This window comes from Variovorax robiniae, from assembly GCF_037889955.1.
GTDB classification, from domain to species: domain Bacteria; phylum Pseudomonadota; class Gammaproteobacteria; order Burkholderiales; family Burkholderiaceae_C; genus Variovorax; species Variovorax robiniae.
The window spans coordinates 140,015-154,719 of the sequence record NZ_JBBKZS010000010.1 but is presented as its reverse complement, the minus strand read 5'-3'; the positions used below and the strand labels follow the sequence as shown (position 1 = coordinate 154,719).

Genomic DNA, 14,705 nt, shown 5'->3' with positions numbered 1-14,705 from the left:
ATGCTGACAACAATCCTCTCCGGCGACTATCCGCGCAGCCGCATCCTGACGGGGCTGCTGGTGCTGATCCTGCTGTACCTCGCGACCGCGCCCTTCCTGTTCTCCGGCGCGCGCTCGCTCAACGTGGCGGCCACCATCTGCGTGTTCGTCGTGCTGGTGGCCTCCTTCGACCTGCTGCTGGGCTACTGCGGCGTGGTGTCCTTCGCGCATGCGATGTTCTACGGTATCGGCGCGTACGGCGTGGCCATCGCCATGTTCAAGCTCGGGCCGACCTGGGGCGCGATGGCCATCGGCAGCGTGGCTGCCCTGTGCCTGTCCGTGCTGCTGTCCTTCCTCATCGCGCTGGTGTCGCTGCGCGTGAAGGCGATCTTCTACACGATGATGACGCTGGCCGTGGCCTCGGCCTTCGGTGCGCTGGTGATGCGCCTCGGCAGCTTCACCGGCGGCGACGACGGCCGCACCTTCAAGCTGCCGGCGCTGTTGACGCCGGCCTTCAGCCCCTTCGAGAACGACGTGTTCGGCACCACCATCAACGGCAAGGTGCTGACCTACTACCTGATTCTGGTGTCGTCGGTGCTGCTCTTCCTGCTGATGCTGCGCGTGGTCAACTCGCGCTTCGGCCGCGTGCTCGAGGCGATCCGCGAGAACGAGTTCCGCGCCGAGGCGATCGGCTACCGCACGCTGTTCTATCGCGTGGCCATCAACTGCCTGTCGGCCGCGCTCGCGACTTGCGCCGGCATCCTGATGGCGCTGTGGCTGCGCTATGTCGGCCCGCAGACGACGGTGGGTTTCAACGTGATGCTCAACATCCTGCTGATGGCGGTGATCGGCGGGCTGGGCACGGTGTATGGGTCGGTGGTGGGCGTGGCGCTGTATGTGGTGGCCGAGAACTACCTGCAGAGCTTGATGGGCGGTGTCAGCGGCTCGCTGGAGTCGGTGCCGCTGCTGGCCAAGCTGTTCCATCCGGATCGGTGGCTGCTGTGGTTCGGCGCGGTGTTCGTGCTGTCGGTGTATTTCTTCCCGAGCGGCATCGTGGGCAAGTTGCGCTCGACCCACAAGGATGCGTTGTGAGCGAATCCGTTCTTCTGCACACAGAAGGCCATGTGCTGGTCGTCACGATCAACCGGCCGCAGGTGCGCAACGCGATCAATATGGCCGTGGCGCAGGGCATCGCGGCGGCGATGGACGAACTCGATGGCAATCCGGCATTGCACGTCGGCATCATCACGGGCGCCGGCGGCAACTTCTGCGCGGGCATGGACCTCAAGGCTTTTGCTTTCGCGGGCATCGAGCCGACCATCGAGGGCAGGGGCTTCGCTGGACTGTGCGAGGCGCCGCCGAAGAAGCCGCTGATAGCCGCGGTCGAGGGGCATGCCGTGGCGGGTGGTTTCGAGATCGTGCTTTCGTGCGACCTTGTCGTAGCGAGCCGTACCGCAAACTTCGGGTTGCCCGAGGTCAAGCGGGGACTTGTCGCGGCGGCTGGCGGCTTGATGCGCCTCCCGCATCGCATCCCGATGAGCCTCGCGATGGAAATGGCGTTGCTGGGCGACTCGATCCCGGCGACGCAGGCGCAGGCGTGGGGCCTGGTCAACCGCCTAGTTGAGCCCGGCAATGCGTTGCAGGAGGCCTTGGCGCTGGCCTTGCGCATCGACGCCAACGCCCCGCTTGCCGTGGCGACGAGCAAGCAGATATTGCGGGACTCGCGCACCTGGGCGGACGGCGAAATGTTCGAGCGTCAACGTTGCGCGACGCGGAAGATCGCCGATTCGTCGGATGCTCAGGAAGGTGCAGCGGCGTTTGCTGAGAAGCGCGTGGCGGTATGGATAGGGCGCTGAAGATGGCGCCTCGGTTCTTCATCGCGTGGGGCCGCTTGGTCGCGCACAACGGACTTTGGGATAGGACCGCCCATGGCCGATTTGTCCCGGGCGGCGGAGGCTCAGCCTTAGGCCGGGGCAAGCGGTTCACAGTTGAGCCTTTCAGTTCGCTTGGTGCAGGAGTATGTCAAGCCACTCTGACTGCTCCGCAATCAACGTCCTGCAGGCGTCCGTTTCCTGGCGTAGAAACGAAAGGTCTGCGCTCCCTCGAAATTCGGCCTCGAGTTCGTCCAGCCATGCCATGGTCTGCTGCCGTCCGGCCCCCACCACTGCAAGCTTCAGCATCAAGCGCGACATCGTCTTGCTACCCGCTGCTGCCTCCGTGGACTTTGCTGCATCGGCAGCCATGCTCGCGACGATCGAGCACCTTGCGGCCTGCTTCGCAGTCTGCGGAGACGGTGGGGTCGGATCGGCAGCGGCAGGCATCGCGAGAAGAGCTGAGCAGCATGCGAGAACTGTCAATCGCCGGGTAAGTTTGATCACTTTCTATCCCTCAAGCTGGAAGGCGGACACGAATGTCGGGTTGTGTCCGATTGCGGAGTTCGTATCGAACTACGAAGAGTAGCCAGGACAACCACGCTCTCCTGCCCCGAGGACTGACATCGTGAAGGTTCCGTGGAACTTGGCTCGCAGGACCTCCATAGCGTCAATAACTCGCTGTGTTGCCATCGCGCCGCAAGCCGTAAGTGCCACCGAAGTCGGGTGCTTTGCTAGAACCGCGGCAACGGCTTCGTTTGCTGTCGAGAACCCCACACCGTCAACCACAAACACCTTCGGCAGTATGAGCATCTCAACACGCCTTACTTGATCGACAGGTGTTGAACAGCCAGCCAGCATCAATGTCGCGAAGAGGAGGGCGTAGAGCTTATTTGGATGACCGATCATGTTCGATTGATGCGCCGAGCACGAGCTCCCGCTTTGGCCGCATTCTGACCCACGGCAACGGAGCTCAACGCAGGACCAAGGTGCCGTCGACCAGGTCGAACGCTTCGCCGTTCACCGCGGTAATCGTCCCCTCAAAAAGCAGGTCGAGCTTGTGCTCTGGGTCCCAGTGGGGGTTGACGTATACGCTGGCGACGAGTTCGGGGTCCACCACGAGGGCGACTGAATCCACCTCGCTCATGACCTGGGCTCTGGTCAGACCTGCAGGAACATCCCAAAAGTCGAGCCACTGATTGGCTTCGGCGTACCGATAGTGCGCATAGATGAGGTCCAGGATGTGCTCGGCGTGCTGCTTCGCATACTCAGCGAGCCTCGATGCCAGTTCAAGCATTTCCGCGCTGGGTCGCCCGCCCGATGGCATCTGGAGTTCAACGGCCATATCGCCCACAGCGGTGTGAACAACCGGATTCGATAACCAAGGGCTCATGGAGAAAGGGTGGTTTGGAGCGAAATTCTGAGCGAGGTCTGAAGGTCTGGTCATGACCGAATCCTGCCGTCTTCGAACTCAAGCGAGTGAAAACCCCGACATCCGCGGCAAGGTCCGCTCCCCCGACTTCTGCAAGTGCTTGCGCGTGCGCGCCTCCGCCTTCACCGGGTCCCCTTCGAGAATCGCCTCGGTGATCCCGCGGTACTCCGCCACCATCGAGCGCAAATCAGCCGTCGTGAGGAAGTTGTAGAACTGCGCGCGGAACAGGTGCGCGCGGGCCTGCGGCAGCACGCGGCTCAGTTCGCTGCTGTCGGCGATCTCGAACATCACGCGGTAGTAGTTGGCGCGGCCGTCGAGCACGCGGTCGAGCGCCTCGGGCGTGTTGGCCGAGATCAGCGTCTGCGCCGCCGCCTCGAAGCGCTTGGCGTTGTTGCCGATGCGGATGTTGGTGGCCGCGAGGCGCGCGGCCAGGCCGGTCAGCACTTCCAGCACGCCGAGCAGGCTGGCCGCATCCTCGCGGCTCAGTGAACGGATCACGGCGCCGCGGTGCGGTGTCAGGTCGACCACGCCGCTCGATGCCAGGATGCGCAGGGCTTCCCGCACCGTGCTGCGGCTCACGCCGAGGTCGCGCGTGAGGTCGGCCTCGACCAGGCGCTGGCCGACCGTGAAGCGGCGCGTGAGGATGCCCTTGCTGATCGCGTCGGCCACGCGGTCGGGCGTGCTGCGCGGCTTGGCGGGCGCCTCGGCGGCTGCGGCCTTCTTTGCGGCGGCAGCGGTCTTCCTGGCAGGGGCTTGGGTGGCAACGGTCATTCGGGTGAGGCGCGTGTGGCTTGGGCGGTCCGGATTCTAGAAGAGGGCGTTGCGCCGTCGAGGCTCGAATCGCGGCGCGGTCCTTGGGGAAAGCCAGTGAATGTTCGTCTTGATTGTCTGGCAATCGTGGCTGACAATCAACCCGGAATCAATGGGATGAAACCCTCACCGTCCCGTCAAGAAGAGAGACACATGAGCCCTTCCACCGACCCGCCAGCCGCATTGCCGCCGCTGCAAGCGCGCACGCTCGGCGCGGTGCTCGAAGGCCATCTGCGCACCGCGCCCGACAAGCCCGCCGTGCGCGACGTCGAGCGCGGCATGAGCTACGCCGCGCTGTACGAGGAGTCGCTGGCCTTCGCCGCTGGCTTCGCGCGCCTCGGCGTCGGTCCGCAGCAGTTCGCGTTGCTGATGCTCGACAACCACCTCGACTTCGTCATCGCCTGGTGGGCGCTGTCGCTCACGGCCCGCGTCGAGGTGCCGGTGAACACGGCCTACAAGGGTTCGATCCTGGTCCATGTCATCAACAACTGCGGCGCGAAGGTGATCGTCATCGAGGCGCACTACCTGCCGCTGTTGCTCGACGTGGCCGATCGCTTGCAGCACCTGGAGCACGTCGTGGTGCGCGGCGCCATGGGCAGCATGCCGGCGGTCGGCCGGCTGCGCTTCATGCCCTGGGACGATCTGCGCGGCCCGCGCGAGGCACCGGCGCAGCTCAACCCCTGGGACCTGATCGGCATCATGTACACCTCGGGCACCACCGGCCCGTCGAAGGGCGTGCGGGTCACGCATGCGCATGCCTACGGCTATTCGGCGCCGCAGGTTCTGGGGCTGGCCGACGCGAACGACGTCTCGCTCTGCACGCTGCCGCTGTTCCACATCGGCGGGCAATGGGCGGCCATCTACAACAACCTCATCGCGGGTGGCAGCAACGTCGTGCTGCCGCGCTTCTCGGCCACCACCTTCTGGGACGACGTGCGTCGCCATGGCTGCACCTACACGATGCTGCTCGGCGCGATGGCCAACTTCCTGTACCGCCAGCCGCCACGCGCCGACGATGCCAGCCACCCGTTGCGGCGCGTGATGATGGTGCCGGTGATGGCGGAGGTCGATGCGTTCCGCACGCGCTTCGGCATCGAGGCGGTGTGCACGGCCTACGGGCTCACCGAAGGCTCGACCGTGCTGCGCGCACCGGTCGGCCGCGCCGAGCCGGGCAAGGTCGGCTGGCCGCGGCCGGACTTCGACGTGCGCCTCGTCGATGCGCACGACCAGCCCGTGCTCGATGGCGAACTCGGCGAGCTGGTCATCCGCACGCATGAGCCCTGGATGGTGATGGACGGCTACCACGACATGCCCGAGGCCACGGTCAACGCCTGGCGCAACCAGTGGCTGCACACCGGCGATGCGTTCCGGCGCGAGCCCGACGGGCAGTTCGTCTTCCTCGACCGCATCAAGGACGCGATGCGCCGGCGTGGCGAGAACGTGTCGAGCTTCGAGGTCGAGAAGGAAATCAACGAGCATCCGGCGGTGCTGGAATGCGCCGTCATCGCCGTGGCCAGCGATGCGAGCGAAGACGACATCAAGGCCTGCGTGGTGCTGCGCGAAGGCGAGTCCGTCGAGCCGGCCGCATTGCTCGCCTTCCTCGACGACCGCCTGCCGTACTTCATGGTGCCGCGCTACGTCGAGTACCTCGCGGAGTTGCCGAAGACGCCGACCGCCAAAGTCCGCAAGCAGGCGCTGCGCGAAGCAGGCGTGACCGCCGGCACCTACGACCGCACCGCCGATCCGGCCGCGCCCGCAAGGAAGAAATGAGCGACGACTCCACTCTCGGCGCCACGCGCCTGGCCTATGCGCAGTTCACCGCCAAGCGCGACAGCCTGGTCGATGCGGCGCGTCCTGCGGCCATCGCGCGGCAGCATGCGCTCGGCAAGCTGTCGGCGCGCGAACGCATCGCACTGCTGGTCGACCATGGCAGCTTCCATGAAGTCGGCGGCCTGGTCGAGCCGAAGCGCGACACCTTCGACACCGAATCGCTGCAAGCCCCCTCCGACGGCGTGCTCACCGGCTACGCCAGCATCGACGGCCGGCCGGTGTGCCTGTGCGCCTTCGACTTCACCGTGCTCGGCGGCTCCAACGGCCGCATCGGCGAGACAAAAGTCGAACGCATGGCGACGCATGCGCTGGAGCATGGCTGCCCGATGCTGTTGCTGCTCGATGGCGGCGGCCACCGCATCCAGGAGGGGCTGGACAGCCGTCACTTCGCGCAGGGCTCGCGCTACTTCCAGATCGCGGTCGCGCTGTCGGGATGGGTGCCGACCGTGGCGGTCATCATGGGGCCCGGCTTCGCGGGGCCGTCCAACTTCGCGGCCTTGTGCGACTTCGTGGTGATGGTGCGCGGCACTTCGACCATGGGCATTGCCGGTCCGGCCCTGGTCGCGGCGGCCACGGGTGAGGTGACCGACAAGGACACGCTGGGCGGCGCGGCAGTGCAGGCGGACCTCAATGGCCTCGCCGATATCGCGGCCGACGACGATGCCGAGGCCCTCGCGTACGTCCGCCGCTACCTTGCTTACCTGCCATCCAATGCCGGGCTGCTGCCTGCGTTTGCTACCCCGCGCGAGCCTGCCCACGAATTCGAACAGCGCCTGCTCGACGCGATGCCCGACAACCCGCGCAAGCCCTACGACATCTGCGACGTGATCCGCGGCGTGGTCGATGAAGACTCGCTGTTCCAGATCAAGCCGAGCTTCGCACCCAACCTTGTGACCGGCTTCGCGCTCATCCACGGCCGCGCGGTCGGCATCGTGGCCAACCAGCCCTTGCACCTCGCCGGTACGCTCGATGCAAAGGCCTGCGAGAAGGGCGCGCATTTCGTCTCGATCTGCGACGGCTTCGGGCTGCCGCTGGTCTACCTCGTCGACCTGCCGGGCTTCCTGGTCGGCAGCCAGGCCGAGGACACGGCCCTCGCGCGGCGCAGTGCCAGGCTGCTGTTCGAACTCGGGCAGGCCACGGTGCCGCGCGTGTCGATCGTGCTGCGCAAGGGCTATGGCCTCGGCTACATCGCGATGTGCGGTGGCCGCAGCTTCGATGCCGACCTCTGCGTGGCCTGGCCCACGGCAGAGATCTGCGCGATGTCGATCGAAGGCGCCGTCGATGTCGCGTACCAGAAGCAGGTGAGGGCGGCGGCCGACCCTGCGGCCAAGCGCGCTGAACTCATCGGCCGCTTCCGCGAACAGTTGGGCGCGCTGCATGCGGCCGAGCATTTCGGCATCGACGACGTGATCGATCCGCGCGATACGCGCTCGGTGATCCTCGCCACGCTCGAGCGCTGCGCGCCGCGCAAGAAGCACCGCGCCTGGCCCGACAAGCCGCACGGCATCTCGCCCATTTGAGCGCGGACCCATTCACGAACCCTTGATTCCGTAGACCTGCCTGACATGACCGCACCCATCCTCCTCGACCACCGCGACGGCGTCGCCTTCCTCACCCTGAACCGCCCCGAGCGCGCCAACGTGCTCGACTTCGAAATGGCCGATGCCCTCATCGCGGTCGTCGATGCGGTCGCCAACGACGCCAGCGTGCGCGCGGTGTTGTTGCAGGCACGCGGCCGACAGTTTTGCGCGGGCGGCGACATCGGCGGCTTCGTGGACGCGCGCGATCGCCTGTCCGAAATGCTCGACCAGCACATCCCGCCGATTCACCGCGCGATCCACCGCCTCGCGACCCTGCCGGTGCCGGTGGTCAGCGCATTGAACGGCCCCATCGGTGGCGGCGGCATCGGCCTGGCGCTCTGCGCCGACATCGTGCTCGCGGCCGAGTCGATGAAGCTGCGCGGCGGCTATTCCGCGATCGGCCTCACGCCCGACGTGGGCGGTTCATGGTTCCTAGCACGCCGTGTCGGCGCCGCGCGCGCGAAGGAAATCTTCTTCACCAACACGCCCCTGTCGGCGCAGCAATGCCTGCAACTCGGCGTGGTGTCGCAGGTTCATCCCGACGCAGAACTGGAGGCGAAGGCGCATGCCCTGGTGCTGTCACTGGCGCGCGGCGCGTCTGGCTCGCTCGGGCGCATCAAGGATCTTGTCGACGGCGCATCGCAACGCTCGCTGGAAGAGCACCTGGCGCTGGAGCGTCGCTACATGGTCGAGTCCGGCGCCACGGCCGATGCCGCGGAGGGCGTGACCGCCTTCATCGAAAAGCGCGCTCCCGTGTTCGCTCCGAAGCCGCGCTGAAACACGCTGTCACCTGTCGGACAAACCCTGATGGATTGTCCGACAATATCTTCGTACCATCCGATGCATGCAGAACGTGCAAGCCCTCGCGGACTGGATGCGACAACACATCGACGGATGCCGCGCGCCGCTCACGCTGGAGCGCTTCAAGGGCGGCCAGTCGAACCCCACGTACCTCGTCACCGATGCCGCCGGCGCGCGCTATGTGCTGCGCAAGAAGCCTGACGGCGAACTGCTGCCGTCGGCCCATGCGGTGGACCGCGAATTCCGCGTCATCGACGCACTGCGCAACACGCCAGTGCCCGTCGCGCGCGCCAGGGGCTATTGCGAGGACGCCTCGGTCATCGGCACGCCGTTCTACGTCATGGATTTCGTCGAAGGCCGCATCTTCTGGGACCCGGCCCTGCCCGGACTCGCGAAGGTGGAGCGCAGCGCGATCTACGACGGCATGAATCAGGCGGTCGCCTCGTTGCACAAGGTCGACTACCAAGCGGCAGGACTCGGTGACTACGGCCGCAGCGGCAACTTCTTCGACCGTCAGATTGCCCGCTGGACGCGCCAGTACCAGGCCAATGCCGCGGCAGACCCGATCCCCGCCATGGACCGCCTCATCGAGTGGCTCCCTGCCCATGTACCGCCCGACGACCAGACCACCATCTTCCACGGCGACCTGCGCATCGACAACATGATCTTCCACCCGACCGAGCCGCGCGTGCTCGCGCTGCTGGACTGGGAGCTGTCGACGCTGGGCCATCCGCTGGCCGACTTCGCCTACCACGCGCTGCCGTGGCGGCTCACGTCCGCGCAGTTCCGCGGCATGGCCGGCATCGACTACGCCGCGCTGGGCATTCCCGACGAGGCCGCGTACCTGAAGGCGTACTGCCAACGCGTCGGCCGCGCGACGATCGACCCGGCGCATTGGGAGTTCTATCTCGCCTACAGCATGTTCAGGCTGGCGGCCATCCTCCACGGCATCTCGCAACGCGCGCGCGACGGCACGGCATCGAGCGCGGAGGCGGCCGAGACCGGTGCCCGCGCGCGGCCGATCGCCGAGGCCGCATGGCGGCAGGTCGAGGCCCACTTCCCGCTCGCGCAACGCTGAGCGCCCTCACAGAAAGGTTCGCGTGTACGAGTTCTCCCCCAAGGTCCAGGATCTGCAGAAGCGCCTCGGCGCCTTCATGGACGAGCACATCTATCCCAACGAGGCCCGCTACTACAAGGAGGCCGAGGAGCAGGGCCCATGGAAGGTCGCGCCCATCCTCGACGAGCTGAAGCCGAAGGCGCGCGAAGCCGGCCTGTGGAACCTGTTCCTGCCCGAGTCCGAGCATGGCGCCGGCCTCAGCAACTTCGAATACGCGCCGCTCTGCGAGATCATGGGCCGCTCGCACCTCGCGCCCGAGGTCTTCAACTGCTCCGCGCCCGACACCGGCAACATGGAAGTGCTCGCGCGCTACGGCACGCCGGAACATCAAGAGCGTTGGCTCAAGCCCTTGCTGGCCGGCGAGATCCGGTCCTGCTTTGCCATGACCGAGCCGGCTGTGGCCTCCAGCGACGCCACCAACATCGAATCCAGCATCGTGCGCGACGGCGACGAGTACGTCATCAACGGCCACAAGTGGTACACGACCAACGCCACCGACCCGCGCTGCAAGATCGCGATCTTCATGGGCAAGTCGGACCCCGACAACGCCGACCGCCACAAGCAGCAGTCGATGATCCTCGTGCCGATGGACACACCCGGCGTCACCGTCGTGCGCCCGATCGCGGTGTTCGGCTTCTACGGCGTGCCCGACCGTGCTTCCGAGGTCACCTTCAAGGATGTGCGCGTTCCGGCGTCGAACATGCTGCTGGGCGAGGGCAGGGGCTTCGAGATCGCGCAAGGGCGCCTCGGCCCGGGCCGCATCCACCACTGCATGCGCCTGGTCGGCCTGGCCGAGAAGATGCTGGAGCTGATGTGCAAGCGCACCCAGTCGCGCACGGCCTTCGGCAAGCCGATCTCGCAGCAGGGCGTGACACTGGAACGCATCGCGCAGTCGCGCATCCTCATCGAGCAGGCGCGTCTGCTGACGCTGAATGCGGCGCACCGCATGGACACCGTCGGCAACAAGGTCGCCAAGGCCGACATCGCCATGATCAAGGTGGCCGCGCCGCAGATGGCCTGCCAGGTGATCGACTGGACCATCCAGGCCTTTGGCGGCGGCGGCACCAACAACGACGTCGGCATCGCGTCGGCCTACGCCACGGCGCGCCTGCTGCGCCTGGCCGACGGGCCGGATGAGGTGCATCGCAACCAGATCGGCAAGCTGGAACTGGCCAAGTACCGTTGAGCCCACCGCCACACGACGACAACCCAAGGAGACAAGAACCATGCATCCGAATGAGCAGATTCGAATCGACCTCGCCCCGCGCCGGCCCGAGCGCGTGATGTGGCTCAATGCGGACCGCGTGCTGTACGTGGGCCTGCTGGGCGAGCCTTCGGTGCGCACCTTCGGATGCGTCTCGGTCTATGTGTCTTTGACGCAGCCACACCGCATCAGCGTGAACGGTGGCGAATGGGAGACGACGGAACTGTCGGTGGTGCCGGCCGGCATGCCTCACAGCATCGTGGCGGGCGAGCGCATGATCTACAACATCCTCATTGAATCCGACGCGGTCGACATGCAGGCCTTGCCCGCGTGGATTCGCGACGGTCGCGGTGCGGTGGACGATGCGTCCACGCTTGCAACTTTGCGCGATGCGCTCGATCGCTTCAAGGCCGCGCCACGCCGCCAGTTCGACCGCACCGAGGATTTCGACCGCCACTTCTTCGGCCTTGAATTGCCCACGCGCCCCATCGACCGCCGCATCCGCGCGGTGCTCGACCGCATCAAGCGCGACCCCAACAGCCACACCTCGGCCGAGGACTGCGCCGTCGCCTGTCACCTGTCGGTTTCGCGCTTCCTGCATCTATTCCGTGCCGAGGTCGGCGCGCCGTTCCGCAGCTTCCGCACCTGGCAGCGCGCGCGCAGCGTCTTGTACTTCGTGACCCAGAGCGCCAACCTGGCCAACATCGCGCTGGACGTGGGCTACCCCGATTCAACGCACTTCAGCCACTCGGTGCGGCAGGTCTACGGGCTCACGCCCAAGTCGATCTTTGCGGGGTGCCGCAAGCTGGCGCTGTATGGCTATGGGGCGGGTGCGGCGCAGGGGTATGGGATGGCGCGGGCTTTGGCTTGAGGGGGCTGCGCGCTTTGTGGAGACACGAGCCTCGCGTCCAAGTCTGTCAGCCCGTTGTGATGTCTCTATCCTCGATCGTGACGACGCGTGTCGTCGAGCTTTCATCGACCGATGGAACCCACATCACGCCCTCTTGCACCAGCGCAGCCTGGAGCTTGAACACACCCGCGGATGCTGGCGCGATGGCGGTCATCGAGAACGTGGCCATGTGGCCTGGGTAGAGGGTGAAGGGGAGCGGGGTTCTGTCGCCATCCCAGACGACGGCTGCGCCGTTCTCGTCCATCCAGTGATAGGCAATGCGCGTGGGCGCGGGGCTTGGCTGGAAAAGACTTGTGAAGACAGGTTGCGAAGCTCGACCGTGAGCGAGATGCCTGCGCCGACGGCCGCCCTGTCGGGGCACGCCAGGATCGAGATCGCGCACGTCGCGTCACGCAACACAACCTCCAGCGCTTCGGCAGGCACAGGTGCCTGCACAATCCCGTCGAAGGCGAACAGCACCATTCCGCGTGCGGACGGGTAGTAGTCGACCAAACGCAGGCCATGCTCGGCTTGAACCCTGAAGAGGTTGTCCGCATCGCGACAGGCATCATGAAATAGCACGAACCTCGCGGAGACCTCTCTGAGGATCTGGGAGGCGGCGCGGCGCCGTGCGACGCTTCCGATGGGCGAGTCGATGAAAACCAGGTCGACCTGCTTCGGCATGTCTTGTAGCGCGGCCTTGAGGCCCTCGGCGTCGAAACCGCTTTCGTTCGAGAACGGCACGTGAAACGCCTTGCACCCCGCCGCCAGCGCCCGGTCCAGCCAAGGCCCCTGGTTGGCCTCCAGCGCGACGGCATCGATGTCATTGCGGCGCAGCAGGAGCGAGGTCTCGCCGGCGCCCGTCTCGAGGGCGGTCCTGATATTTGCGTGATGCAACAAGCGCTCGAGGTAGTTGTACTCGTCGCCGGTCAGGTACGCGCCGCCGCACTTCAGGCCCGACCACAGCGTGTTGGTGTTGGGGCGGGAGTACGCGAGGGACAGCATGCTCGACGCGTCGGAGAGATAGCTCTCCTTTCCGCAAAAGTCGCGCTGCTGCCAGTCGCCATCGGCCACTTGCAGCAGTTCGTGGCGAAATCGTTGGTACACCTGCATGACGAAGTCGTCCGCCAACGGCGCCTGGAACTGCTTGCCCAGGGCTGCCTGGAATCGGGTGAACTCATGCCTGGGTGAACTCACGCCTTCGCTGCTGACCTCGCAGAGCAAGGAGGAAACATCTACCGGCAAGGTGCAGAGCAGATCGTCGATGTCCCTGACCCCGGCGAAGTGAACCAGCGAAAGCGGCTCTCCGGAGGTCCTGTTGATCAGTGCATTGCCCATTCGAGCGACCTGCAACACGCCGTCTTGCCGGAAGCCTTGCCAGTTGTATCGACGCTCGTCGAGCAGGGCGACCGGGATCTTCTCGCGGTTGAGGTGCGCGCAGAGGAAGTGATTGTCGTAAAGCATGCCCGGGAAGATGTGGCGCTCCCAGCTGGCATCCGAAAGGCTCAGCGCCCTCATGTGCTCAAAGAAGTCCCTGAGCGCGAGGGGCAGGTGCAGGACGCCTGAATTGACGTACGCCTCATTGACCAGCGAAGGGTCGCCCGGCCATGGGTGCCGCTTGTCTTCGATGAAGGTGCAGGCCGACAGGTCATCGGCGCAGCCGGCGAAGCGGCCCGGTACCGACAATCCGCCGAGATCCCCCAATGCAATGATGTCGGCGTCAAGGTAGACGCAATCCCCGTAGTCGGCCAGCGCGCGGGCGTAAGCGGTGAATTTCGCGCGCTTGACGCCGAGCGACCGAATCTCGCTCAGTGTCTGGAAGGAACAACCTTTCGAATTGCGCAATGCAGCAAAGGCATCGGCGGAGTCGCAGTACACGGTGAGATCGAAATCCGTGCTCGATTTCTGGAGGGAGAGCACCAGGCGCCGAACGTACGGGAGGAAGTCGGCTGTGGCAATCGCGATGACCTTCATGGTTCAGCAGGGATGAAACAACGGGCCATGCTACGGCATGCCGGCGCGACGCAACACGCGGCCGCACGGGCGCCAAAGAAAAAGCCCCTGACCATGACAGTCAGGGGCTTTCAATTGGTGCCGGAGAGATGAATCGAACACCCGACCTTCTCATTACGAATGAGCTGCTCTACCGACTGAGCTACACCGGCTAGCCTTCCATTATAGCGTGTCGTGGTACCGAGTCACGCGCTCGACTTCATTTTTTGAGCCCAGAACAACAGCGACGCGTTCATGAAGCTTCCCCGGCTCCAGATCGAGGATGCGCTGGCGGCCGTTGGTGGCCATGCCGCCGGCCTGCTCGACCAGCCAGCTCATCGGGTTGGCCTCGTACATCAGGCGCAGCTTGCCGGCCTTCTCGGGCTCGCGCTTGTCCCAGGGGTACATGAAGATGCCGCCGCGCATCAGGATGCGGTGCACGTCGGTCACCATGCTGGCGATCCAGCGCATGTTGAAGTCCTTGCCGCGCGGGCCTTCCTTGCCTTCCAGGCACTCGTCGATGTAGCGCGTCACCGGCGGCGCCCAGTGGCGCTTGTTGCTCATGTTGATCGCGAATTCCTTCGTGTCCGGCGGGATCGTCAGGTTCTCCTGCGTCAGGATGAAGGAGCCCTGCTCGCGGTCCAGCGTGAACATCGCGACGCCGTCGCCCACGGTCAGCACCAGCGTGGTCTGCGGGCCGTAGATGCAGTAGCCGGCTGCCACCTGCTTGTTGCCCGCCTGGAGGAAGTCGGACTCCTGCACGCCGGCCTGGCCTTCGGGCTTCTTCAGCACGCTGAAGATGGTGCCGATGCTGACGTTCACGTCGATGTTCGACGAGCCGTCGAGCGGATCGAACAGCAGCAGGTATTCGCCCTGCGGATAGCGATTCGGCACCAGGTGAATGGTGTCCATTTCCTCGCTGGCCATGGCCGCCAGGTGGCCGCCCCATTCGTTGGCCTCGATCAGCACCTCGTTGGCGATGATGTCCAGCTTCTTCTGGACCTCACCCTGCACGTTCTCGGTGTCCGCCGTGCCGAGCACGCCGCCGAGCGCGCCCTTGTTGACGGCCTGGCTGATGCTCTTGCAGGCGCGGGCGACCACTTCGAGCAGCAGGCGCAGTTGGGAGGGGATCTTGCCGTCGACGCGTTGCTGCTCGACGAGGTAGCGGGTCAGTGAAATGTTCTGTGGCATGGATGTCCT

Annotated in this window: 14 protein-coding genes and 1 tRNA gene; 8 read left to right on the top strand and 7 right to left on the bottom strand. The window is 65.6% G+C overall.

The window, feature by feature from the left end; all coding sequences use genetic code 11:
• Positions 1-1,071, top strand: coding sequence for a branched-chain amino acid ABC transporter permease (locus WKW79_RS22570; protein ID WP_340337441.1), 1,071 nt, complete (start codon positions 1-3; stop codon positions 1,069-1,071).
• A complete protein-coding gene (locus WKW79_RS22565; RefSeq protein ID WP_340337506.1) occupies positions 1,068-1,835 on the top strand; it encodes a crotonase/enoyl-CoA hydratase family protein in 768 nt (255 codons plus the stop codon). The genes WKW79_RS22570 and WKW79_RS22565 overlap by 4 nt, the downstream gene beginning before the upstream one ends.
• Positions 1,836-1,976: 141 nt before the next feature.
• On the opposite strand, the gene WKW79_RS22560 is transcribed toward WKW79_RS22565, so the two are convergent.
• The 3 genes from WKW79_RS22560 to WKW79_RS22550 all read right to left on the bottom strand — a co-directional run bounded on the left by WKW79_RS22560 (position 1,977) and on the right by WKW79_RS22550 (position 4,053).
• Positions 1,977-2,357, bottom strand: coding sequence for a hypothetical protein (locus tag WKW79_RS22560; RefSeq protein ID WP_340337440.1), 381 nt, complete (start codon positions 2,355-2,357; stop codon positions 1,977-1,979).
• A gap of 466 nt (positions 2,358-2,823) precedes the next feature.
• The gene (locus tag WKW79_RS22555) at positions 2,824-3,297 is read right to left on the bottom strand and encodes a hypothetical protein (RefSeq protein ID WP_340337439.1); all 474 of its coding nucleotides are present in this window, start codon (positions 3,295-3,297) and stop codon (positions 2,824-2,826) included.
• A gap of 24 nt (positions 3,298-3,321) precedes the next feature.
• Complete coding sequence (locus WKW79_RS22550) at positions 3,322-4,053, bottom strand: GntR family transcriptional regulator (protein WP_340337438.1); 732 nt, start codon at positions 4,051-4,053, stop codon at positions 3,322-3,324.
• Between the two features lie 192 nt (positions 4,054-4,245).
• On the opposite strand from WKW79_RS22550, the gene WKW79_RS22545 reads away from it, so the two are divergent.
• The 6 genes from WKW79_RS22545 to WKW79_RS22520 all read left to right on the top strand — a co-directional run bounded on the left by WKW79_RS22545 (position 4,246) and on the right by WKW79_RS22520 (position 11,495).
• On the top strand, positions 4,246-5,862 hold the full coding sequence (locus WKW79_RS22545; protein WP_340337437.1) for an AMP-binding protein: 1,617 nt from the start codon (positions 4,246-4,248) through the stop codon (positions 5,860-5,862).
• Entirely contained in the window at positions 5,859-7,442 is a 1,584-nt protein-coding gene (locus WKW79_RS22540) for an acyl-CoA carboxylase subunit beta (RefSeq protein WP_340337436.1), read from the top strand. Before WKW79_RS22545 ends, WKW79_RS22540 begins: the two co-directional genes overlap by 4 nt.
• Before the next feature lie 45 nt (positions 7,443-7,487).
• Entirely contained in the window at positions 7,488-8,279 is a 792-nt protein-coding gene (locus WKW79_RS22535) for an enoyl-CoA hydratase-related protein (RefSeq protein WP_340337435.1), read from the top strand.
• 67 nt (positions 8,280-8,346) lie between these two features.
• The gene (locus WKW79_RS22530; RefSeq protein WP_340337434.1) at positions 8,347-9,381 is read left to right on the top strand and encodes a phosphotransferase; all 1,035 of its coding nucleotides are present in this window, start codon (positions 8,347-8,349) and stop codon (positions 9,379-9,381) included.
• 76 nt (positions 9,382-9,457) lie between these two features.
• Positions 9,458-10,606, top strand: coding sequence for an acyl-CoA dehydrogenase family protein (locus tag WKW79_RS22525; RefSeq protein ID WP_422823944.1), 1,149 nt, complete (start codon positions 9,458-9,460; stop codon positions 10,604-10,606).
• A 40-nt stretch (positions 10,607-10,646) separates the two neighbouring features.
• Positions 10,647-11,495 (top strand): helix-turn-helix domain-containing protein, encoded by an 849-nt coding sequence (locus WKW79_RS22520; protein WP_340337432.1) that lies wholly within the window; start codon positions 10,647-10,649, stop codon positions 11,493-11,495.
• Positions 11,496-11,541: 46 nt separating this feature from the next.
• Here WKW79_RS22520 and WKW79_RS22515 read toward each other — a convergent pair whose 3' ends face one another.
• From WKW79_RS22515 to WKW79_RS22500, 4 genes are all read right to left on the bottom strand, one after another.
• Positions 11,542-11,688: a hypothetical protein gene (locus WKW79_RS22515; RefSeq protein WP_340337431.1), complete on the bottom strand. Its 147-nt coding sequence runs from the start codon at positions 11,686-11,688 to the stop codon at positions 11,542-11,544.
• Positions 11,685-13,487 carry a hypothetical protein gene (locus WKW79_RS22510; protein ID WP_340337430.1) on the bottom strand — a complete coding sequence of 601 codons (1,803 nt, stop codon included), beginning with the start codon at positions 13,485-13,487 and terminating at the stop codon, positions 11,685-11,687. Before WKW79_RS22510 ends, WKW79_RS22515 begins: the two co-directional genes overlap by 4 nt.
• A gap of 115 nt (positions 13,488-13,602) precedes the next feature.
• A tRNA-Thr gene (locus WKW79_RS22505) sits at positions 13,603-13,678 on the bottom strand.
• Positions 13,679-13,688: 10 nt separating this feature from the next.
• A complete protein-coding gene (locus WKW79_RS22500; RefSeq protein WP_340337429.1) occupies positions 13,689-14,696 on the bottom strand; it encodes a class 1 fructose-bisphosphatase in 1,008 nt (335 codons plus the stop codon).
• Positions 14,697-14,705: the final 9 nt, after the last annotated feature.

Coding starts and splice junctions, on each gene's coding strand:
- WKW79_RS22570 (WP_340337441.1), top strand. CDS start 1: ATGCTGACAACAATCCTCTCCGGCGACTATCCGCGCAGCCGCATCCTG.
- WKW79_RS22555 (WP_340337439.1), bottom strand. CDS start 3,297: ATGACCAGACCTTCAGACCTCGCTCAGAATTTCGCTCCAAACCACCCT.
- WKW79_RS22550 (WP_340337438.1), bottom strand. CDS start 4,053: ATGACCGTTGCCACCCAAGCCCCTGCCAGGAAGACCGCTGCCGCCGCA.
- WKW79_RS22545 (WP_340337437.1), top strand. CDS start 4,246: ATGAGCCCTTCCACCGACCCGCCAGCCGCATTGCCGCCGCTGCAAGCG.
- WKW79_RS22540 (WP_340337436.1), top strand. CDS start 5,859: ATGAGCGACGACTCCACTCTCGGCGCCACGCGCCTGGCCTATGCGCAG.
- WKW79_RS22535 (WP_340337435.1), top strand. CDS start 7,488: ATGACCGCACCCATCCTCCTCGACCACCGCGACGGCGTCGCCTTCCTC.
- WKW79_RS22530 (WP_340337434.1), top strand. CDS start 8,347: ATGCAGAACGTGCAAGCCCTCGCGGACTGGATGCGACAACACATCGAC.
- WKW79_RS22525 (WP_422823944.1), top strand. CDS start 9,458: ATGGACGAGCACATCTATCCCAACGAGGCCCGCTACTACAAGGAGGCC.
- WKW79_RS22520 (WP_340337432.1), top strand. CDS start 10,647: ATGCATCCGAATGAGCAGATTCGAATCGACCTCGCCCCGCGCCGGCCC.
- WKW79_RS22515 (WP_340337431.1), bottom strand. CDS start 11,688: ATGACCGCCATCGCGCCAGCATCCGCGGGTGTGTTCAAGCTCCAGGCT.
- WKW79_RS22510 (WP_340337430.1), bottom strand. CDS start 13,487: ATGAAGGTCATCGCGATTGCCACAGCCGACTTCCTCCCGTACGTTCGG.
- WKW79_RS22500 (WP_340337429.1), bottom strand. CDS start 14,696: ATGCCACAGAACATTTCACTGACCCGCTACCTCGTCGAGCAGCAACGC.